This window comes from Glaciibacter superstes DSM 21135, assembly GCF_000421145.1.
GTDB lineage: Bacteria > Actinomycetota > Actinomycetes > Actinomycetales > Microbacteriaceae > Cryobacterium > Cryobacterium superstes.
Genome location: NZ_ATWH01000008.1, coordinates 226,963 through 247,098 on the forward strand (window position 1 = coordinate 226,963; position 20,136 = coordinate 247,098).

The 20,136-nt window shown below is 61.8% G+C and carries 15 protein-coding genes; 9 read left to right on the top strand and 6 right to left on the bottom strand.

Annotation, left to right across the window (positions count from 1 at the left end; all coding sequences use genetic code 11):
* Nucleotides 1-15: 15 nt before the first annotated feature.
* Nucleotides 16-1,053, top strand: a complete 1,038-nt coding sequence (locus K323_RS0112975) for an S-methyl thiohydantoin desulfurase domain-containing protein (RefSeq protein ID WP_022885713.1) — start codon at nt 16-18, stop codon at nt 1,051-1,053.
* Nucleotides 1,050-2,567 carry a PucR family transcriptional regulator gene (locus K323_RS0112980; protein ID WP_022885714.1) on the top strand — a complete coding sequence of 506 codons (1,518 nt, stop codon included), beginning with the start codon at nt 1,050-1,052 and terminating at the stop codon, nt 2,565-2,567. The genes K323_RS0112975 and K323_RS0112980 overlap by 4 nt, the downstream gene beginning before the upstream one ends.
* 275 nt (nt 2,568-2,842) lie before the next feature.
* On the opposite strand, the gene K323_RS25925 is transcribed toward K323_RS0112980, so the two are convergent.
* The 3 genes from K323_RS25925 to K323_RS0112995 form a co-directional block, all read right to left on the bottom strand.
* The gene (locus tag K323_RS25925; RefSeq protein ID WP_022885715.1) at nt 2,843-3,283 is read right to left on the bottom strand and encodes a hypothetical protein; all 441 of its coding nucleotides are present in this window, start codon (nt 3,281-3,283) and stop codon (nt 2,843-2,845) included.
* 79 nt (nt 3,284-3,362) lie between these two features.
* Entirely contained in the window at nt 3,363-4,523 is a 1,161-nt protein-coding gene (locus K323_RS0112990) for a MalY/PatB family protein (RefSeq protein ID WP_022885716.1), read from the bottom strand.
* Nucleotides 4,524-4,528: 5 nt separating this feature from the next.
* On the bottom strand, nt 4,529-5,335 hold the full coding sequence (locus K323_RS0112995) for a helix-turn-helix transcriptional regulator (RefSeq protein ID WP_022885717.1): 807 nt from the start codon (nt 5,333-5,335) through the stop codon (nt 4,529-4,531).
* Between the two features lie 196 nt (nt 5,336-5,531).
* On the opposite strand from K323_RS0112995, the gene K323_RS25930 reads away from it, so the two are divergent.
* The 6 genes from K323_RS25930 (at nt 5,532) to K323_RS0113025 (ending at nt 12,070) form a co-directional block, all read left to right on the top strand.
* Nucleotides 5,532-7,079, top strand: a complete 1,548-nt coding sequence (locus K323_RS25930) for an ABC transporter substrate-binding protein (RefSeq protein WP_022885718.1) — start codon at nt 5,532-5,534, stop codon at nt 7,077-7,079.
* A 102-nt stretch (nt 7,080-7,181) separates the two neighbouring features.
* A complete protein-coding gene (locus K323_RS0113005; RefSeq protein WP_022885719.1) occupies nt 7,182-8,141 on the top strand; it encodes an ABC transporter permease in 960 nt (319 codons plus the stop codon).
* Complete coding sequence (locus K323_RS0113010) at nt 8,138-9,025, top strand: ABC transporter permease (protein WP_022885720.1); 888 nt, start codon at nt 8,138-8,140, stop codon at nt 9,023-9,025. The genes K323_RS0113005 and K323_RS0113010 overlap by 4 nt, the downstream gene beginning before the upstream one ends.
* A 35-nt stretch (nt 9,026-9,060) precedes the next feature.
* Nucleotides 9,061-10,143, top strand: a complete 1,083-nt coding sequence (locus K323_RS25935; RefSeq protein ID WP_084697286.1) for an ABC transporter ATP-binding protein — start codon at nt 9,061-9,063, stop codon at nt 10,141-10,143.
* Entirely contained in the window at nt 10,140-11,231 is a 1,092-nt protein-coding gene (locus tag K323_RS25940; RefSeq protein ID WP_022885722.1) for an ABC transporter ATP-binding protein, read from the top strand. Before K323_RS25935 ends, K323_RS25940 begins: the two co-directional genes overlap by 4 nt.
* Entirely contained in the window at nt 11,228-12,070 is an 843-nt protein-coding gene (locus tag K323_RS0113025) for a M55 family metallopeptidase (RefSeq protein ID WP_022885723.1), read from the top strand. The genes K323_RS25940 and K323_RS0113025 overlap by 4 nt, the downstream gene beginning before the upstream one ends.
* Before the next feature lie 15 nt (nt 12,071-12,085).
* On the opposite strand, the gene K323_RS0113030 is transcribed toward K323_RS0113025, so the two are convergent.
* Nucleotides 12,086-12,847, bottom strand: coding sequence for a hypothetical protein (locus K323_RS0113030; protein ID WP_157509432.1), 762 nt, complete (start codon nt 12,845-12,847; stop codon nt 12,086-12,088).
* A 1,005-nt stretch (nt 12,848-13,852) separates the two neighbouring features.
* Nucleotides 13,853-16,426 (bottom strand): AAA family ATPase, encoded by a 2,574-nt coding sequence (locus K323_RS0113040; RefSeq protein ID WP_022885726.1) that lies wholly within the window; start codon nt 16,424-16,426, stop codon nt 13,853-13,855.
* 685 nt (nt 16,427-17,111) lie between these two features.
* Here K323_RS0113040 and K323_RS0113045 point away from each other — a divergent pair.
* Nucleotides 17,112-18,584, top strand: coding sequence for an ATP-binding protein (locus K323_RS0113045; RefSeq protein ID WP_169515653.1), 1,473 nt, complete (start codon nt 17,112-17,114; stop codon nt 18,582-18,584).
* Here K323_RS0113045 and K323_RS0113050 read toward each other — a convergent pair.
* Nucleotides 18,581-19,591, bottom strand: coding sequence for a hypothetical protein (locus tag K323_RS0113050; protein WP_022885728.1), 1,011 nt, complete (start codon nt 19,589-19,591; stop codon nt 18,581-18,583). The two genes, K323_RS0113045 and K323_RS0113050, sit on opposite strands and share 4 nt — an antisense overlap.
* Nucleotides 19,592-20,136 lie beyond the last annotated feature (545 nt).

Here is a 20,136-nt window from a genome sequence, read left to right on the forward strand (position 1 = left end):
GCCTAGGCTTGCAGGATGGTGAGGACACTCCAGTACGAACAGCTGCCGATGCTCGGTCGCGGGTTCTCTCTCCTCGGTTCAGGTGGAGGCGGCACGACCACCATGCTCGAGCTCGCGTTGGCGGATGCTTCCTTGTGGCCTATGCAGCTGTATGGGCTTGAGGAGCTCGATCCGGCGCTGCCGTGCCTGGGTGCCGCGTTTGTCGGCTCGACTCTCCTGCTCAACGAACGACTGCCGGGCGACGCGCCGTTCGATCCACTCATCGCGGCGGCGGAGAGATGGCTTGGCATATCTGTGCCTGTTGTCTGTTCCCTGGAGGGCGGTGGGCTCAACGGGCTCACCCCATTCACCCTCGCCGGGACGCGGATGATGGTGGACGCCGACCTCACCGGCCGGGCGGTACCAGGGCTCGATCAGATGTCGTTGCACGTCGATCGTGTTCCGGGGGTCATAGCGACGTGCGACACCGGTGCTGGCGGCGTCATGCTCCTGCAGACCGATCGCCCAGCCGATCTGGAGCGGATCGTCCGCGCTGCTGTTATTCAGGCGGGCGGCGCATGTGGCACGGTGTTCGCGGGCTTCACCGTCGGCGATCTTGCAGAGCACGCGATTCTCGGCGGCACCGCACGGGCGCTCGAGCTGGGCACGACCTTCGACACCATGGCATCCGAACCGCTGTCCCAACTCTCCGCCGCGCTCGGTGGCCGCGTACTGGGCGAGGGCCGCATCACCGCCGCCACTTCGCATCCGCGAGACCCCCATGTCAGCTCGGTAGAGATCGCGGGTGTCGGCGGCGAAGTGCACCGCATCGTCAGCAGATCGGAGTCGCTGGCCTTCATGACGGATGGACGCGTCGAAGCGTCCGCCCCGACGATCATCGTCACCCTCGATTCGATCTCGCGCGACATTCTTGAGGTGACGGCGTTTACGATCGGCCGTCACGTCTCCGTCATCGAGTTGCCCGCGCCCCATTGGTGGAGCCGGTCCGCGGAACGCATGCGCCACGTGGTGCCTGCTGCATACGGTCTCGACGAATTGGAGTTCCCCGGATGAGCGAGAACCTGCGCCTCCGGGCCTTGCTGGCGCACCCAGCGAACGGTGGCCTCCGTGCGGTAGCCGGACCAGCAGAGGCCGAGTGGAACGAGGTCGTGATCGAGTCCAACGAGAGCGAGCTCCCTGCCGAAGTGAGTGGGGGCATCGCCATTCTCTCCGCCTCTCCCCCGACAACGCCGTGGCAGCAAGACGCCCTCATCCGCCGCGTGCGAGACCGGGGTTTCGTTGCGCTCGCAATGCCGGGTATCGATAATTTCGGCGCCGGCAATCTCGCTCTCGCCACCCGACTCGGGCTGAGCGTACTTCACGTCGACAAGCCGTTGATGCTTGCCAAGGCCTGTTGGCAGCTACTCGAGGCGCGCGACGCGCTGACTCTCGGCTACGTACGAAAGGTCGCGCAATCCATTGAGTACCACGCCACTGGGCTGCCCGATCTCCTCCATCACCTCTCCTCTAACGTCGGTCACGCCATCGCACTCATCGATGAGAAGGGCGTGCTGCTTGAAGCAGGTGGCCACTTCGAGCCCGCCATGCATTCTGCCGTCAACTTCGCCCCGTGGGTCGACCTCGCCCGCATCGATGGCGGCGGCACCGCAGCATCCGTACGCGTCGACAGCCCGAGCAGGGCGGGGCTCCGCATTGCCTTTTTCGGAAACGGCCTGAGCGATCCGCAGCTGCGGGCGCTCGGGGTCGCAGCTGAAGTGGCAATGCCGGCCGTGGCCGCACGCATTCTCATTGACGAAGTTGTTGCCGTAAACGAGGCGTCCGTGTCATCCGGCCTCCTGCGGGATTTCCTCGAACAGCGCGGAGGAATTGAGGCTGAGCTCGAGCAGCGATTGTTGGACCACGGATGGCGCACGGCGGGATTCCACCTTGGGTTTCGGATCCTCGGCCGGACACGTCTCGACAGTTTTCAGCTACTGAGGTTCGTAACACAACAACTCGGCCAACTTGCGGTCGACTCGCACGCAACCATGACCGGTCGCGGCGTCACCGGCTGGCTCACTTTCACTGAATCGCAGTCCCCTCGCCAACTGGAACAGCACGTATTCTCGCTCCGTAAGGTACACAACACGGTGCGGAAGGCATTCAACGTCGCAACTGGGGTTGGAGCTTTCGAAAACGGTTCGGCGGGCCTCGTTGCGACCATCAGCGGCGCCACGGATGCCGCACGCATTGCCGCCAACCGATCGGGGACAGGCTGGTTCGTGCGATTCGATGCGCTGGGTCTCGAGCAACTGCTTCTCTCGTGGACCGAACACGACACTTTTGTGCCGGCGGCGGAATCCTTGCTCGCTCCGCTGGCCGTCGGTGGCGGCGAGCTTCTCGCCACCTTGTCGGCGTACCTCGATCATGAGTCGGGCACCGCCGCGACCGCAACCGCACTGCGGCTTCACCGCAACACGGTCGCAACACGCATCCAGCGGGTGCAGGAGCTGCTCGGCGTCGACATGAGCGATCCGGAGACGCGGCTCGCTCTCCATCTTGCCTGTCGCGCGGTGCGATCGAAATAGCCGCAGACAAACTGGTACTGCTCAGGAAGCCTCTTCTCGGGCTTCAGCGAGATTCGAACCACGCCGGCGCCGTTGGATCAGTGCTCGCCGTGGCACCCGCATTCACAGCTGGTCAAGTGGCACAGCTCATGGAGTTCGTTCTGGCACGTTGTCGCAGTCATGGCAACCTCCTCATTCCTATCGATTGTTTCCAGTCTGCGCGCGGCCACTGACGCTGCGGGGTCAGCCATTCGGCGCGTCGCTGTAGCGGAACGGATCGAGGCGGAAAACGATGGCTAGTTCGCGAGGCTGACCCTGACGGCTTCGAACTCGAATGGGCCGGGGCATTGCCCGAACATCCCGGTTCTCTCCACCGCGATGGGAATCTCGTGTTCCTCGTCGGCGAGGACGGTCCCATCCGCTCGCGTCACCGCCACACGCAGGGTTCGCTCCTCGCCAATGCCAAGGAAATCGCTCGCGACATACGGCGCGACCTGCGGAACTTCCCAGCGAGCGCCTTCACCTCGATCGACGACCTCGGGGTCACAGTCCTCGGCGAAACAGGCAGACACCGTCGCATCGCCCGGCAGGTTCTCGGAGAATTCCAGAATCGCCGGCCCGCTATAGATGTACCCAACGGCGGAACACGCCGTGGTCACGGTGCACGCCGACAGCGATAGCGCAGCGGAGATGAGGAATGCAGCCTTCAGAACGTTGCTGAGCGCGGCACCCTTCATAGCCACAAGCTACCTGCCTGCCGAGCTGGTAACGAACGAGAGGCCTGTTCGTTACCCGAACGCAATCGAGCTACCGGCTCTAACGACAACTCCGCAGCGCGTCAGCCATCTGGCAGATCGCCTGCTCCAGGATCGGTCGTGGCGTTGCGAAGATCATTCGAACGAACCCCGTACCGTTCACCCCACACGACGCGCCATCGGTCATTGCCACCCCTGCACGCTCCATGAAGAACTCAGCCGGGCGGTCGCCTATGCCCAGTTCTCGGCAATCCAGCCAGGCGATGTATGTGCCCTCCGGCTGGGTATACCGGATGTCCGGAATATGTTCCTGAATCAGTTCGCCGAGTACCTGCCGGTTTCGGTCGTTGTAGGCAAGAACCTGGTCCAGCCAGGAGCGACCGGTGGAGTATGCAGCGGTATTGGCCACGACGCCGAGGTTGCTCGCGCCGTGGCGAGCCATCGATCCCACCTCTTCCCAGATGATGGCGTCCGCATCATTGCTGATGATTACCTGGGCACATTTCAGGCCCGCCAGGTTCCAGGCCTTCGCGGCCGACGTTCCCGTCACCGTGTGGCGCGCGGCATCCGTTGACACCGAGGCATAGGGAATATGCGTTGCACCGGCGTAGACCAGCGGCGCGTGCACCTCGTCGGCGAACACACGACCGCCATTGCGCGAGACCACGTCGCTGATCCCGAGCAGTTCCTCGCGGGTGAAGACGCGACCGATCGGGTTGTACGGATTGCACAGCAGCAGGATGCCTCCGCCATCGCGAAAAGCGCCGTCCAGCGCCTCAAGGTCGATTTCGTCTCGACCATTGTTCTGCACAAGCGGAATCTCGATGATCTCCCGCCCCAGGTCAGCAGGCACTGTGAGAAATTTCATATATGTCGGTGTCGGAACGATGACTTTTGAGCCCGGCCTCGAATAGTGCCGAATGGCGTGTTCGAGCGCGGTGATCACGTCAGCGACCGGGTGCACCTGCTCTGGTCGGAGATCCCACCCGAAGTTGTCCCTCTGCCAGTTGGCCGCAGCTTCCGACATCTGATCTGCTATCCCATTCGGGAGGTAGCCGAACAGGCCTCGATCCGTTGCCGCGCGAACCGCCTGCAGCACCGTCGGAGCGGTGCCGAAGTCCATTTCGGCCACGAAGGCGCCGATCGTGCCGGGGAATGAGGTCCACTTCGCGCCGCCCGCACGCTGCAACTGGTCAATGCCAATGGAGTCAAAATCGATCATACGACTCACTTCTTTCCGCCGAATCCGCTTGCGCCATGGCCAACGGATTCGGATCTCGGATCCCCGTCATCGCCAATCTCGTTGAGGTAGTTGTAGATCGTGAACCGCGTCACCCCGAGGGACGCGGCAATCATGTCCACCGCATCGCGCAGCAGGAACATCCCACGCGCCTTGAGGTCGCGAACCACTTCGATCTTGTGTCGTTTATGCATGAGGTCGACGGGAACCCCGACCTTGTCCACGGCGCCGTGAATCAGGTGCGCTGCCAGTTCATCGACATTGCGTGCGAACACTTCCGGGCTCTCGTGCGTCGCCCGGTTTCCGCGCGGGTGCGGGTGCGGTGGCGGCTGCGCATCGACACCCGTCGGTGCCGTGGCGTTCCCGAGCATCATGTCGACCACGCCCTGAACGGATGTCCACAGTGACAGGTCGGTATTGATGCACAGTGCCGCAACCGCGAGGCCAGAGACATCCCGAATGATCATGGTGGACGACCGAATGTTTCGCCCGTCGGGAAGCGTCGACACGTAGCCGACCGCGTTATCCCCAGAGGCATCCGAGACCTTTTCGAGGAGCAGGTCCGTGGCGGGGTCACCGACCCTGCGGCCCGTCACGTCACCGTAGATGGCAACGATGGAGTTCGGCAACAGGCTCACGTCATGCAGAACAACTTCGCTCGATGACGGCAGCGACTGGCCGATCGGTTCCACCAACTGTGTGAACACGGCGATCAGTCGCTCACCATCGATACTGCGGCGTGGCTTCCTGGGTTCACCCAGGTGGCTATCGGCGCCGTCATTGCGAGCAAACATCAATCGACCTCCGTGTGTCGTCGTCAGACCAGTGCATCAACGAGACGTTGCAGGATTCAAGAGTTTCTTGACTCCGTTCAACCATTGCTCTACATTATTCACATATTTAGATATTAAATTCAATCCCCAGCACACAAAGTGGTGCGCCCGACAAGATCCGAGGCAAATGATGAAGAACAGATCCAGCGTCCTCCCCATGACGCTCATAACAGTGGGGGCGCTTCTGCTCAGCGGATGTGCCGCCGCAGGCAACGCCGCAGGTTCGGCCGATCGACAGGGAGGGGACCCTGTTGCAGGCGGGGATCTGGTCATCGCCAGATCCGCCGGTGCCACATCGGTGGACCTCACGACGGTGCACAACAACAACTCCATTTTCGTCGCGGACCAGATCATGGAACCGCTCTTCATGGGGACAGACGATGGCAAGGAGGTGAAGCCCTGGCCCGCCGAGGGCTATGAAGTATCGGATGATCTCCTGACCTACACCGTCACGCTGCGTGACGACGTGACGTTCTCCAACGGCGATCCGATGACCGCCGATGATGTCAAGTTCTCGATCGAAGCGACCACCAAGACCGCCGACACCGGCGGCTGGGGCTACCTCAACGAGGGCATCGACACGATCACCGTGATTGACGACACCACCGTGCAGATCATGGTCAAATACCCCTGGTCGCCGTTCATCGCGGTCCTCTCGCTGTTCAGCAATGCGATCGTGCCGGCGAACTACGGCGGTGTCTCAGCTGAAGAGTTCTACGAGGCCCCGGTCGGCACCGGACCGTTCGCGTGGGGCGAGTGGAAGAAGGGCCAATCGCTGAAGCTCGTCAAGAACGAAAACTACTGGCAGAAGGGCAAGCCTTACCTCGACAGCGTGACCTGGACGGTTGTGCCCGACGTGAATACTCGCAAGCTTCAGCTGCAGGGCGGTCAGATCGACATCGACGAAGCGCCGGACTGGTCGAGCTTCAGCTCGCTGGAGAACACCCCGGGCATCGTCGCAACCGCCTTCAAATCCACCCTGATCAGTCACGTCGCTTTCAACCAGTTGAGTAAGCCGTTCGACGATGTCCACGTGCGACGCGCCATTGCCTTCGCGATCGACCGCGAGGCATTGATCGACGCTGTCCTGTTCGGAAACGGCACCCCAGCCAACTCGCTCCTCAATCCCGGAAGCCCGTACTACGACAAAGACGTGAAGGGCCCCACATACGACATCGAGAAGGCAAAGGCTGAGCTGGCGATGTCATCGGTGCCAGACGGGTTCTCCACGTCCATCTCGATCTCGTCTGGCAACACCGAGCAGGCATCCAATGCCCAGATCATCCAGTCAGAACTGGCGGAGATCGGTATCGACATGGAGATCAAGCCGCTGGAGCCGACGGCGACCAGGCAGGCGGTTCAGTCCGGCGACTTCGACATGACCCTGACGGGCTGGACGATGGATATGCCAGACCCCGACCACTGGACGACGTTTGCCGTCGACCCAGACGGAGGCGCGAAGTCGGACTACACCAGCTACAACAACCCAGAAGTGATTGCGCTGAACAAAGCGGCTCAGCGTGAGAACGATCCGAAGAAGCGCGCCGAGCTGTACACGGAGCTGCAGCAGATCACGGGAGACGACGCCTTTCTCGCGTACCTCTACTACTCGCCGTACGCCTGGGCGACGACAGACAAAGTGAACGACTTCTTCGTCACACCGCTCGGCAACTACCACCTCGAAGACGTCTACAAGTCGGAATAGTACAGCGGCCACCGAGGCTGTGCGGTACTGCGTTCCGCACAGCTCTGAGGGGGCGACTCAGACTGAGTCGCTCCCTCAGGCCCCGAACGCGAGGAGACAACAATGCTTCAGAGATTGAGTTTCATTCCGGGCCGGCTCCTTCAGGCTGTCCCCGTCGTGTTCGGCGTCACGCTTGTCGTCTTCTTCATGGCGCACTTGCTGCCTGGCGATCCGGCCACCGCAATTCTCGGCGACAAGGCGACTCCAGCAAGCCTCGAGGCGTTGCGGGTACAACTCGGACTCGACCAGCCGATCTGGGCGCAGTACGGACTCTTCCTGGCGAATTTGTTCCAGGGCAATCTGGGCATCAGCTTCAGCTTTCAACGCCCGGTTGCAGAACTCGTGTTCCAGGCGATCCCGGTCACGATGTCGCTCGTGTTGTTCTCGATGGTGCTCGCGCTGGCGATCAGCATCCCGCTGGCAGCGATTGCTGCAAGTGGTCCGAACAAGCCTCGGGATCTCCTGGTGCGTTTCTTCACGCTGATCGGGCAGGGAATGCCGCAGTTCTGGGTGGGAATCATGCTCATCCTGCTCTTCGCGGTGAATCTTCGGTTCTTTCCCGTCGGCGGTTTCGGCAATTCGCCGCTCGACAACCTCTATTACCTGTTCCTCCCCGCGTTGACACTGGCGATCTCCATCTCGCCGGTATTCATCCGCAGCCTTCGCTCGTCGACGATCAGCGTGCTCGGGTCTGACTACGTCGCCACTGCCCGATCCAAGGGCGCTGCCGGTGCGCCGTTGTTCCGCCAGCATGTGTTGCGAAACGCGGCGATCCCTACTGTGTCGATCATCGGGATCACACTCGGCTATCTCGTTGGCGGCTCCATCGTCATCGAAAAGGTGTTCGCGATCCCCGGGCTCGGCTCGCTCATGCTGAACGCCATCTACAACCGTGACTTTCCCACCATTCAGGCCGTCACCTTGTTCGTCGGACTGTTTGTGGTCATCGTCGGGATTCTCACCGATATCGCGTACACGGCGCTGGACCCGCGCGTCAATCTGACAGGTAAGGCACGAGCATGAGTAGTCCAACGTTCCTGCTCGTCGGCTTCCAGGCCAGGCGTCGTGCCAAGGCACGCTCTCGTTCACTCAAGCCCTGGTACCGCAACACCCCCCTCGTCGCCGGCATGATCGTAGTCGGACTGCTCATCCTGCTCGCGATCTTCGCCCCTCTGATCGCGCCATACGATCCAATCGCACAGGATTTGGGGGCCACCCTTCAAGGGCCAAGCGCCGCGCATTGGCTCGGCACAGACAAGTTCGGTCGAGATGTGCTTTCACGTCTCATCTGGGGCGCCCAGGTCGACTTGCGGGTCGGGTTCCTCGCCGTGCTGATCCCGTTCGTTTTCGGATCGATCCTCGGTGCTTTTGCCGGCTACTTCGGCGGCTGGTTTGACGCGATCGTCATGCGCATCGTCGACGTGTTCTTCGCCTTCCCCTTCCTCGTCATGGTCATCGTTCTCGTTTTCATCCTCGGCTCTGGGGAGACCAGCATCTACCTGGCGATCGCCGCCGTTTCGTGGGTCTCCTACGTCAAGATCGTGCGCGGAGAGGTGATCTCGGCCAAAGAGCAGGATTATGTCGTTGGAGCACGGCTGGGCGGAATGTCGAATGCCCGCGTGCTCTTTCGTCACATCGGCCCGAACGTCTTCTCGCAGGCCATCATCTATGCCATGAGCGACATCGTGATGAACATCATGGGCATCGTCACGCTCGGCTACCTCGGCCTCGGTATCGCACCTCCCACCGCGGAGTGGGGAAGCATGATCCTCGAAGGCCAGGAGTTCATCACGACCCATTGGCTGCAGGCCACCGTTCCGGGCCTCATGGTCGTCATCACCAGCCTGGGTGTCTCCTGGCTCGGTGATGGTCTGTCCGATCTCCTCAGCCCCGAAAGACGCAAGTGACAGAGACGAAAGTGAACAGAGAGGCGAAAGCGAAAATGCCCGGTACACACGGTTTAACAGAAACGGATGTCGCGACCTCGCCAGAAGCGTCGCCTGAAGCGACCCAGCCCATACTCAGCATTACCGATCTCACCCTGGGTGTGAAGCGAGGGAATTCGACAACGTCGATCGTGGACGGCGTCTCATTCGACGTGGCGCCGGGAGACCGCTTCGGCCTGGTCGGAGAGTCCGGCTCCGGCAAGTCCATGACCCTGCGTGCCATCGCCGGCCTGCTTCCCGGCGGCGTCGAGGTACTCTCCGGCCACGCCTATTTCAGAGGCGTGGATCTGTTCAGTCTCAGCGCCGAAGACCGGCGAGCCTTGATGGGGCCCCAGATCGCGATGGTCTTTCAAGAACCGATGACGGCTTTGAACCCGGTCATGCGTGTCGGCGAGCAGATAGCGGAGGGTTCCAGGCGACACCTCGGTCTTTCGCGCAAGGCAGCGATGGGGCTCGCCGTCGACATGATGGCCAAGACAGGAATCCCAGACCCGATTCGACGCGCACGCGCATACCCGCACGAGCTGTCCGGCGGCCTGCGCCAACGGATCATGATTGCCATGGCGCTCTCGTGTCGCCCAAAACTCCTGCTCTGTGATGAGCCAATGACCGCGCTCGACGTCACGGTGCAACACCAGGTGCTCAACCTGCTGGAGGAGCTCTGCGACGACTTCGACGCATCGCTCCTGTTCGTCACCCACGACCTCGCTGTGGTAAATCAGACCTGCAGCGAGCTGGCCGTCATGTATTCGGGCCGCATCGTCGAATTCGGAACGGTGGCCAGCGTTCTCCAGAACCCCCGGCATCCGTACACAAAGGGACTCCTCGACTCGGCACCCGACTTCGATCAGCCAGACCGCGCGCTCATACCGATTCCCGGGTTTCCGCCACACCTTGCAGACAAGACTCCCGGATGCTCGTTTGCGCCGCGTTGTTCATTCGCGACGGAGGCGTGTCTTACCGGTACGCCGCCGTTGACCACCGTGCGGCCAACCACCATGCAGCCAACCACTGTGCAGCCAGGCGCAGGAGTCGCCTGCTATCGATCAGACGAGATCGCCGAAGGGGTACTGGCATGAATGAGCAGAGCGTGCTTCGTGTCAGCAACGTCACGAAAACGTACAGCTTCCGGACGCCACTGCTCGAGCGGCTGGCGACGAAAGGCACCAAGAGTACTGCGTTGACCGCTCTCGACGGCATCAATCTGGAGCTTCGGAAGGGTGAGATCCTCGCGCTCGTTGGTGAGTCGGGATCCGGCAAATCCACTCTCGCAAAGATTCTCGTTGGCAGCATTGCTGCCAGCAGCGGCGAGATCACGCACAACGGTTCAGCGATGCCGGCTCACCGCACCAAAGATCTGACCCGCAGCATCCAGATGGTCTTCCAAGATCCGTATTCTTCGCTGAATCCTCGAATCAGTGTCGGTTCGATGCTCGCTGAGCTTCTCCTGCTGCACAAGATCGTTCCTCGGCGCGAGGTGCGTCAGGAGAGCATCCGGTTGCTTAACCGAGTCGGCATGGACGAAGACGCGCTCGATGCCTATCCGAGCCAGTTCTCGGGTGGGCAGCGCCAGCGAATCGCCATCGCTCGTGCCCTGGCGGTGCGACCGGATGTTCTTATTGCCGACGAGCCGGTCTCTGCACTCGACGTCTCGGTGCAGGCAACCATTCTCGACCTCTTCGCGTCGCTGCGCGATGAACTCGGCCTCACGATCCTCTTCGTTGCCCACAACCTCGCGGTGGTGCAGCATCTGAGTCAGCGTGTCGCGGTGATGTACCTCGGGCGCATCGTGGAGGTTGCCGAGACCGCAGAACTCTTCGCCAACCCACGTCACCCGTACACGCGAGCGCTGATTGCATCGATACCCCGCATGACTGCGGGGAGTGTCAGCACCGAGTTGATCCTCAGCGGCGAGCCACCCAGCCCGTTCGAAATTCCCAACGGATGCCGCTTTCACCCGCGGTGCCCGTTCGCCACCATCGCCTGCACGGAAAACGATCCGGCGCTCCTGCCGTTGGCCCGGCGGGGCGGCGATGCCGACCTGCCATACCACGCGAGTGCGTGTCTGTTGGCCGATGCACTTCCGCAATCCACCTCGTCGCCGGCACGGACAGGCGCCAGTGCTCACCCATCACAATCTCACGGCAACTCACAGGAGGCATTATGAAGGTCTGGATCTCATTCGACATGGAAGGTGTCGCCGGAATCGTCGACTGGGAACAATGCACTCCCGGCAGCGGCGAGCCATACAATCTCGGCCGCGCGTTGCTGCAAGACGAGGTTAATGCGGCAATCGATGGTGCAATCGCCGGTGGCGCAACGGAGATTGTCCTCAATGATTCCCACAGCACGATGAGCAATTTGGATCCTCGTCGTATTGCGGGGGGAGCTCAATACATTTCGGGCCGCCTGAAGCCGCTTCATATGATGCAGGGGCTCGATGACAGCTTTGACGCGATCTTCTTCGTGGCTTACCACGGCGCGATCTCCGGTCGACCATCGGCGCTGAGCCACAGCTACAATCCTGAACTGTTCTCTGCAGCTCGAATCAACGGTGAGTATGTCGGAGAGAGTGGCATCAATGCGCTCGTCGCCCAGCACTACGGGGTACCGATCGCTTTGGTGACCGGCGACGCGATCACGCACGACGACACCCGTCCGTTCGCCGCCGGCGCGGTGAACGTCGTGACGAAAGAGTCGATCACGCGGTTCAGCGCGAAGAACCTGCATCCGACAACGTCGTGCCGATTGATTCGTGAGGGCGCGGAGAGGGCGTTGAAAAAAGTTGCCGGCGGCGACATGCCGACGCCAGGGATCGAGCTTCCGGCTCGACTGGATCTGGAGATGCAGACCAGTGACATGGCGGAGCTTGCGACCTGGGCTAAGGGAACGACGCGAACGGGTGACCGCACCGTTCGTGTCGAGAGCGGCAGCGACAACCTGTTGGCGATATTCGAGTCGTTCATGGCGATCAACTACCTCGCCCGCGCCGCTGGGGGCCGCTGACCCGCGTCTCACGGCTCAGCCAAGACCTGCGATCCGGTTCAGCGACGCGCGCAGCAAAAGATCTGCCGGATCTTCTTTGACTTCATGGTTCTGGTAGAAACTGTCGAACCAGGAGCTGACTTCCGCTTCCGGTAGTCCGACCTCGTTCCAGTCGACTCCGGCGTGCGCGGCGGAGACCGGCTTGCCGGTCTCCGGATCACGCCAGGCTCTGACTAACTCGCGGTCTGCCTCAGCGTCTGTGGGGTTCCACAACAGAACGATGGGGTTGTTCAGCTCGTCCAGGTGCGCGTGGTCAATGTGGCCGGAACCGAGCCAAGGGAGCATCAAAAGGTCGCCCTCGACATGCACCTCAACGATCTCCAGTGGCTTCGGCTCATGATTGCGGGTAAAGACCGGAAGACCGCTGTCGCACCAGTCGGCGGCCTCCTCGACGTCGGTGATGAGGTCCGCGAGCAGCGTCATCACGTGTGCGACGTACCGGAGCGTCCATTCGATGAGGGCTTCCGTGTCATTCGCCGGCCATGGACTGGTGTCACCGACCGCATCGCGGGCGTCGTGGAAATGGTATTCCAGGTGGTCTTCGCCGACTTCAACGTGAAGTTTCCCGTTCGGGTATTCGATGTAGAAGGCAGCGATGCCCTCCTCCTCGTCCAATTCCAGGTCAAGGTCGGGATGCGCCAGGCTCTCCGGCAACGGTGGCGCCTCGAGAGGCAGCTTTCCCAGGTCGAGGACGGCGCGGAACGTCGAGGATGGCAGGCGGAGTGTGGGGTCGGTCATCACTTCGAGGTTACCGCTCCCAGCCGAGCTCATCGTATTCGTTCGTTACATCGCACGCGGTGGTGTTAACAGGTGAACGCCGAACCGCCCGTTTCTGCTCTCAATCCACGTCGCACGGAGCACATTCGGGCCGTTCGACGCCGGCGCCGAGGCTGATCCAACCCGATCGGTGCTCTTGGTTGGACGCTATTCCAAACTCGTCCCGCCCGCTGAAAACCCTGATTTCTAGGGCGAAAGCGGGGATCGGAGTCGGTCTGCGAGAGGGTGATTTTGCCCCGATTGAGGACTCTCGGGGCCCTGTTGCTGCGGCGGTTGGGATACGTCCAACCTCGTACACCCCTGAATTGCTCGCACAACTGCGGGCGGACTACGACGCTGGCAAGCCCGCCCGGACCATCGCCGAGGAGTACAAGGTGGACCGAGCCACGATGATGCGACACCTACGGAAAGCCGGCGTCGCAATCCGGAGGCAGGGACTCACTGACGCGCAGGCGGCGCAAGCTGCCGTGATGTATCGATCGGGCATGACGCAAACGCAGGTCGCGGCGAAGTTTGGGGTATCTCAGAAGACCGCGGGGCGATACCTGCATCTGCTCGGCGTTCGGATGCGGTCGCCACTCATACCCTCGACTCCTTCGCTATAGCGAGGCAGACGAGCACAGGCTCGATCTTCGATCGCGGTCCAAAGGCACGCTCCAAACTAGGCCCGGACCACATGACAACGAGGTAGTCGCGCAGATGCGAGGGGTCAATAGCCACACCGTGTGCACCTCTGTGAGCAGGGCGCGTTGCGGGCGCAGGCAGGGTCGTATTCGCTGCAATCCCATCCACATTTTCTACCCGCTATATAGCATCTGGCCAGGCAGTTCCTTCCGCCCTGGAATCGCTACATGGATCCCACGTGAACAACTGCGTGATCGTCCCGTTGGCCGCCTCTTGCCAGGAGATCGACGGAGAGTGGGGCTTGCGGTCGGGCCGTGAGCTAGGCGTGCATGCCCGGCCAGATCAACTGCTGTACTTCTTGACTCGGCCATGCCAAGTTTTGAGCCACGCGACCTCCCGTTGAACCTCCTCCACGGTTGGTGGCACGTAGTTTTCTTCGGGGGCATTGTCGTGTCGCTCGGCCCAGCTCGACGTTTTCGCGTACGCGGCCTGATACTCATCGTGGTCGTGTTGGGTGAACTTCGGCAGGATCTTGAGCATGGTGGGACGTACCTCGTTCGTGCCACGGTCAACCAGTTCGTTGACGATGTGGAGATTGACAGCACGCTCGAGAGTCTCCGAGAGCCGGCCAGCCACGTGCCCCATTCGTTCGGCGTACTGGTCGTCGGTCAGCTGCGCCCGCTCCCTACCCAATTGCATCAAATCGGTCTCCAGCCCGTTGATGCGCTGCGGGATATCGCGAGCCGACCACGGAAGCTGGTCGGAGACAAGGCCGGGCTGGGTCCCGCCCACGCGCTGGATGGAACGCCGCTCGACAGCCACCGATTTCCTCTTCGCCTCCTGATTCAGCGCATGCACAAATGTGATCTCGTGGGTGAACACGATGACTTGTCGTTGACTCGACAGTTCAACGAGCCGCTGAGCTACCTTCGATCGCCGCCCGGCATCCAGCGAGGAGACCGGATCGTCAAAAATAACACTCGAGAGGGACGCGTCAAGCTCGACCTCTGTAAGGAACCCGGCCAGACCGAGGGCAGTCTGCTCGCCTTCGCTGAGAACCTCGTCGATGTCTGCCCCGCGACGTGATCCCAGCAAGCTCGGCTGGTGTTCAAGCGCGGAGTCGCGTCCACGCCCGGTCCGATTGAGGGTCACACGCCGAAGTTCCAGTCGCTCCGTCTCGCGCGTGAAGCGATCCCGAACCTCTTGAGTCACGTAGGTTTCTGTCAGCTCGCCGCGCTTCGTCGTCACGGAGTTCGTGGCGGCCAATCGGCGTACGTCTTCGATCTTCTTTCGCTGAGCGAGCCGTGCGACCTCGGTCTCGATCGCATCTCGTGCTTCGCTCAGCGTCTTCGCATCTTGGAGTTCAACTACCCGTTTGCTGACCGCGGCTAAGGTTTGTGTGAACGTGGACGCATCGATGCCGCCTGCTTGAGCTGCAAGGTCCTGCGTACGAGCAGCGGCAGAAGGGCTGACCATGTCTGCCAGGGGCTGAGGCTCCGTGCCGTCCGCCCCAGCAAGCCATGCGATCGCAGCTACAGCCGTCTGCGCCGCGCTTTCCAGCCAAGCGAGTGCGGACTGAACATCCTCGCCGCCATCCTGCAATCGATTCACCGCCGTAGACACCGTGAGCGGCAACGTCTCCAGCTGAGCGAGGCGATCCCGCTTCTCGGCCAGCGCGACAACCGCAGCATCTGCGTCGCGAGATGTCGTGTCCGTGACGAACGCTTCGAATCGAGAGAGGCGGTCCGCTGCGTCCTCCGACAACGGCTGTTGACACAGTACACAGACCGCGCCGTCTCCCGTGAACGGATACTCATGCTCGTGGTAAGCGTTGGTCAGCGAGAACTTGCGGGCCGCTTCCCATAACGCGCGCCACGTCTCAGAGCCGACGCTGGTGAGCGGCTCCGAGTCGAACGTTTTCAACGACGCGATACGGGCAGCCTCACGAAGCTCGTCTGCCTTCCGCCGCATCTCGTGCAGATCATGCAGCGGATCGGAGCCCAGAGCTGCCACGAGGGTCTTGGCGTGTGCGCCAACGGTAGCCCAGTCACGAGATAGGCCGGAGAGTCTTGCCTTCTCTCTGTTTGGGTCGCTGCCCTTGAGCCTTGTTTCCTCTGAAAGCTCCTTCGCGAGCTGTACGTCGTGGTCGCCGGTCAGAGTGGTCGCGGACGCGATCGTTTCACTGCTGGTTGTCCCCGAGATGCCGGACAAGAACCGCGAGGCCGAAGTCTCCGGATGGAGAACGGGCAATTGCGGTCGCCCCACCTGATTCGCACCGAGGCGTCGGGTCAACTCGGCGGCAACTGCCTCACAAGCGTCCGACAACTGGTCGAGGATGGTGAGCGCGGATGGGCGGTAATTGACTTCTGACGCAGCCGTGACATAGGCGTCGCCGCAGCCCTCGTCGTAGAACCTAATCCTGGACAGATCGGTGCTTTGCGAGTCGCCCAAGTTCCAAGTGACCCGGTCGGCGCCGACGCGATAGTCGAGTTTCGCCGCCTGCGCGATCTCGCTCTCCGCGAAGACGTCACCGAGAAGGTGGTCGGCCTTGACGCGAGCAGTGACGGCTTCTCGGATGAGTCGGGCGTAGCCAGACTTTCCGCTGGCGTTGTTGCCGAAGATGATCGTCATTCCCGCTTCGCCGAACGACAGTGTCTGACCCCCGATCAGTGCGTTAACGCCCTCTGTATCCGTTACCTGAATGAGCTTCACTTGATCGCCTGCTGCCGTTGAGCCGGGAACGTCCGCCGCGCTTATGTTGACGGCTGTCGGAGACGTCCCTGCGATCAGTTGGTCGGCGATAACAGCGACGTCCTCGACCGAGAGGACCTCATTGCGACAGAAGCGCGCGACCGCGTCCTTCTGCCAATCCGGACGAGTAGCGACCCAGTTCGCCAAGTCTTCGTTCAGCGTCATTACTCTCCCTCAAAACTCAGGCAAAGGAACCGATCGGAGTACCCACCTGGCGTCTGGTCACCGACCATTGCGTCAAATCCAAGCAAGTCCGGACTACCGGAGTTGTCATCCCAGAGCCGGATCTGCGGAGCTAACGTCCCTATCGCCTGCCTGGCTGCCCGGCGATGGCTCGACTGGACGAGTCACCCAAGTAGTTGTAGAACTCACGTTCGCTCAGTTTCTCGTAGTGCCGAAGGCCGAGGCAAGTACCCGATCTGGGGACAGCGCTACGTCCACCCAGCACCCGAAAGCCACCTCCCGGCGCGTGAACGAGGGAATTCCAGAACCCACAGTGCGCACGGCGTGACGCCGGATCCTCAAATCACCCATCAACTGTTCCCATCCCGCCGCTTGCATCAGCAACCCAACGACAGCACCTCGACGCACGTCCCCATCCCCGAGGAACCGGCTCGCGCACATCCGTCCGTGCCACAATTACTACCGTCAAAGATTCCACGTGGTATTTGCTGCAATCCCCCCCTACATTTTACTTCTAATAATGAGCGCTTGATCAGGTAGTTCTTGCGAAATGCGATACGCGGAAAACGCCTGAATCCGCGTTGTCGGATCTGATACGAGTGATGAGGGTCTTGGCTTCGCGGTCACTCCGCCGTCCCCTTCGGCGCTGTACTCTCCAGTTATGCCGATGAGCGTCGACCTGGATCGCCTGCGCGCGTTACTCGCGCGCGGCGCAGAGTCCGATGATCTCGACTTCAAGGCGACATGGGATCCGCGGCAGAAGTCCGACCTCATTGAGCTATGCAAAGACATCGCCGCTATGGAGTCCCTCTCCACGGGTGGCTACATCGTCGTAGGCGCTGATGATCACGGGGCGCCAACCGGCATGTTCACACCTGAGACTGCCAGCGACTTCGATGAGCAGAAGATCCGATCCAAGGTCGCCTCTGTGCTCGGCGAGCCCATCGACCTAAGCGCCGCGCTCCACCGCATCGAGTCCAACGACTTCGTCCTGATCGGCGTCGGCCCGAACCGGGACGGTATGCGGATCATGTCAAAGGACGGCGAGTACGAAAACAAGACGGTCTGGCGTGCCGGGGATGTGTTCGTGCGTCGAGGCACCTCGAGCATTCGATGGAATCAGCACGAAGCCCGCGGCATCATCGAGCGGGTCATCGCCGCCCGCAAGGAGGAATGGCGAAAGGACATCTTCGAGACGATCCGCATCGCGACCCCCGCCTTCGAACCGGGCGGGTTCGTTAACGTAAACGTTGAGATGCCAGCTGAGTCGTTCGGCGCGGCGGTCACCGAACTAATCCGCCGCAGCGACGAGGTCGGCCTCGATCTCCTCCTGCGGAAGACGATCAGCAACGCCGTCGCCGTCGTCGATGCCGCCACAGGGAAGGACGCCCGGGCTGTCGCGTCCGAACTGAGCGACCAGCTCGACCGGCTCGACATCATCGCCGCGCTTTCTTCGCGCTACTCGGCGGGCGCGAACTTCTCCCGGGTGATAGAGGGCTACCAAGACATCTATGAGGCGGTCGATGAAGACTTCGTCAGCCAGCCGCGCCGGTTCCCGCTCGGCCACAAGGAGGTGCTGATGCATCTCTATGCCGTCGGCGCCGTTCTCGTGCAGGAAAAGCAGTGGGAGAACCTGGGCGTCCTGGTCCGCCTCACGCCAATCAGTACGCACAATGGCTACTGGAAGTCGCTGCTTCGGAAGGCCGAAGTCATGATCGCCCGAGCAGAGCTCCTGAAGGACGAAGAAGGCGCGCGAAGCGGCGTCATCGAGGCCGCAAAGCCGGTGGCGGCCCACGTGTTCGACCTCCTCGGCGACGGTCAACCGCGGGATCTTACGAATCTGCTGGTCGAATTCGACGTCTACCGCGGCATCGCAAACGCCGGCAAAGACGAGAACGACAAGCTCGGCGCTTACACCAACTTCGCGCTCTACTACTCGGCGAGGGCCGAGCCCGCCTTCCTCACCCTGCTCGACGACGCCGTCGCGCGCGCCGCGCTCTTTGACGGCACCGACGCCCAGCTTGCGGCCGTGTACCAGCACATGAACAGTGCCGCGACACGTGAAGCCTTCGCCTACAACGGCTGGGACGGCTTCGAGAATCCGCGTCTCGTATCCTTCGCCGGGACAGCCGAAGACTAATACGTCGCCCGGTACCAGTTGGCTGTCCACGATCCGCCGTCGTGCATCTCGAAGTGGTAGCCGATGATGTTCTGTGACCACAGCACGACAACCCTGCATAAGTCCGTTAGTACGGCGGCGATCTCCTCAACGGGCATGGGCTCGTCGGCGGGCTTGAGCCTGTCGAGGTTGAGAGCCCACGCGTCCCAGACTTCCTCCAAGTACTCGTTCCATCCCTCCGGCAACGGGTCCGGTCGCATCCCCTTCGTGATCGTCGCGCCGGCGCCCAGCTCGGCCGTGAGGTAGGTCATCACCCGGATAAGGTCGTTGACAGCGGTGGAGCTGCGAAAGGTCGCGGCTTCACCGTCCGTAAGCCGGAGAAGATTCGACTCCGTCAGCTCGTTCCTCATGTGAACGAGGGTGTCGCCGATGCCCTCGACATTCGAGGCTGGCGACGGCGCGGTGCGGTTCGTCATCTTCTCGATGCGAAAGTCATCAATGTGAGCGGCCAGGTGCTTCCGCCACGCCCACTCCGTCCCGGTGCCGGCAGCGAGCTCTTGGAATGCCTCCGAATCCTCGCCGCGCTGGTGGAGGATCACGTGACCAGACTCATGGATGACAAGGTGCGATCCGATTCTGTGCATGTACTCGACCAATTCCTCCGGAGAGGAGACCTCGAACGCGGGCATGAACGACCATGCGCCGATCACGATGTCGTAAGTCCCGTCGGGCACATTGATGGTCCGCGCGCCGACTTGACCAACACCCCTCTCAAGCGTGTAGGCGTTGTCTCCTTCGCGCTGCTCAATCGAGTTGACGCTCGCGACCACGTCGCCGCTGATCGTCAGCCGCCAGACGTCCGGGTCCGGCAGAAGCAACAACAGACCAGCGACGAGCGTGTTGGCCAGGCCGGTGTTGTTGAGGACGTTGACAAGCCCGGTCGAGAACTCAACATCCAGCGCGTCGAAGTGCTCGATGCCAACTCGGTACTGAGGCCCGGGTGTCTCAGTCGGGACCTGATCTGTCATGCTTTCAGGCTACTGAGGCCTTACGACACCCTCGGAGCTTTCACACTGTTGAAGAGTTCGCCCGAGCGATCGCAGTACTCGACACGGGGCTCACTCGCTATCCCGACGCGCCACCGATCGAGGTGTTCGAAGCACCGATCTACCGCGCCGAACTCAAAGCACGCACCGGAGCAGACATCACCCCCGACCTTGCCGCCGCAAGCTGATAAGCCATGAGTGGGGGCGTCGCCTTGATAGGCGGCTAGCCACGGCCGGAGCGTGGGAGATGTCAATGTGGAGCACGCGCAGCGCAGCGAGCATGAACGACATTGACATCGAGGAGCGCAGGCTGATGGTAGGCCGTCGAGGCGATGGCCTTGCCGTGATCACTGGCGAGTACCGCTGGTGACGCGGGCTTAGCGCCGTTCGGCGGTGAGGAGGTCCGTGATGTTGCTTCAAGCGCCCTTGGGTGCATCGGCTCTGGTGGTGGCGATCGACCCGGGGAAGGTGATGAACCGGGTTTGGGTCAGTGACGGTGAGGGCCTGGTGACCGAGCCGATCTCGAT

Excerpts from the sequence above, each read along its gene's own strand:
- K323_RS0112990 (WP_022885716.1), bottom strand. The coding sequence starts at position 4,523 with ATGATCGATTTTGACTCCATTGGCATTGACCAGTTGCAGCGTGCGGGC.
- K323_RS0113010 (WP_022885720.1), top strand. The coding sequence starts at position 8,138 with ATGAGTAGTCCAACGTTCCTGCTCGTCGGCTTCCAGGCCAGGCGTCGT.
- K323_RS25935 (WP_084697286.1), top strand. The coding sequence starts at position 9,061 with ATGCCCGGTACACACGGTTTAACAGAAACGGATGTCGCGACCTCGCCA.
- K323_RS25930 (WP_022885718.1), top strand. The coding sequence starts at position 5,532 with ATGACGCTCATAACAGTGGGGGCGCTTCTGCTCAGCGGATGTGCCGCC.
- K323_RS0113030 (WP_157509432.1), bottom strand. The coding sequence starts at position 12,847 with ATGACCGACCCCACACTCCGCCTGCCATCCTCGACGTTCCGCGCCGTC.
- K323_RS0112975 (WP_022885713.1), top strand. The coding sequence starts at position 16 with ATGGTGAGGACACTCCAGTACGAACAGCTGCCGATGCTCGGTCGCGGG.
- K323_RS0113005 (WP_022885719.1), top strand. The coding sequence starts at position 7,182 with ATGCTTCAGAGATTGAGTTTCATTCCGGGCCGGCTCCTTCAGGCTGTC.
- K323_RS25925 (WP_022885715.1), bottom strand. The coding sequence starts at position 3,283 with ATGAAGGGTGCCGCGCTCAGCAACGTTCTGAAGGCTGCATTCCTCATC.
- K323_RS0112995 (WP_022885717.1), bottom strand. The coding sequence starts at position 5,335 with ATGTTTGCTCGCAATGACGGCGCCGATAGCCACCTGGGTGAACCCAGG.
- K323_RS0113025 (WP_022885723.1), top strand. The coding sequence starts at position 11,228 with ATGAAGGTCTGGATCTCATTCGACATGGAAGGTGTCGCCGGAATCGTC.
- K323_RS0113040 (WP_022885726.1), bottom strand. The coding sequence starts at position 16,426 with ATGACGCTGAACGAAGACTTGGCGAACTGGGTCGCTACTCGTCCGGAT.
- K323_RS0113050 (WP_022885728.1), bottom strand. The coding sequence starts at position 19,591 with ATGACAGATCAGGTCCCGACTGAGACACCCGGGCCTCAGTACCGAGTT.
- K323_RS0113045 (WP_169515653.1), top strand. The coding sequence starts at position 17,112 with ATGAGCGTCGACCTGGATCGCCTGCGCGCGTTACTCGCGCGCGGCGCA.
- K323_RS0112980 (WP_022885714.1), top strand. The coding sequence starts at position 1,050 with ATGAGCGAGAACCTGCGCCTCCGGGCCTTGCTGGCGCACCCAGCGAAC.
- K323_RS25940 (WP_022885722.1), top strand. The coding sequence starts at position 10,140 with ATGAATGAGCAGAGCGTGCTTCGTGTCAGCAACGTCACGAAAACGTAC.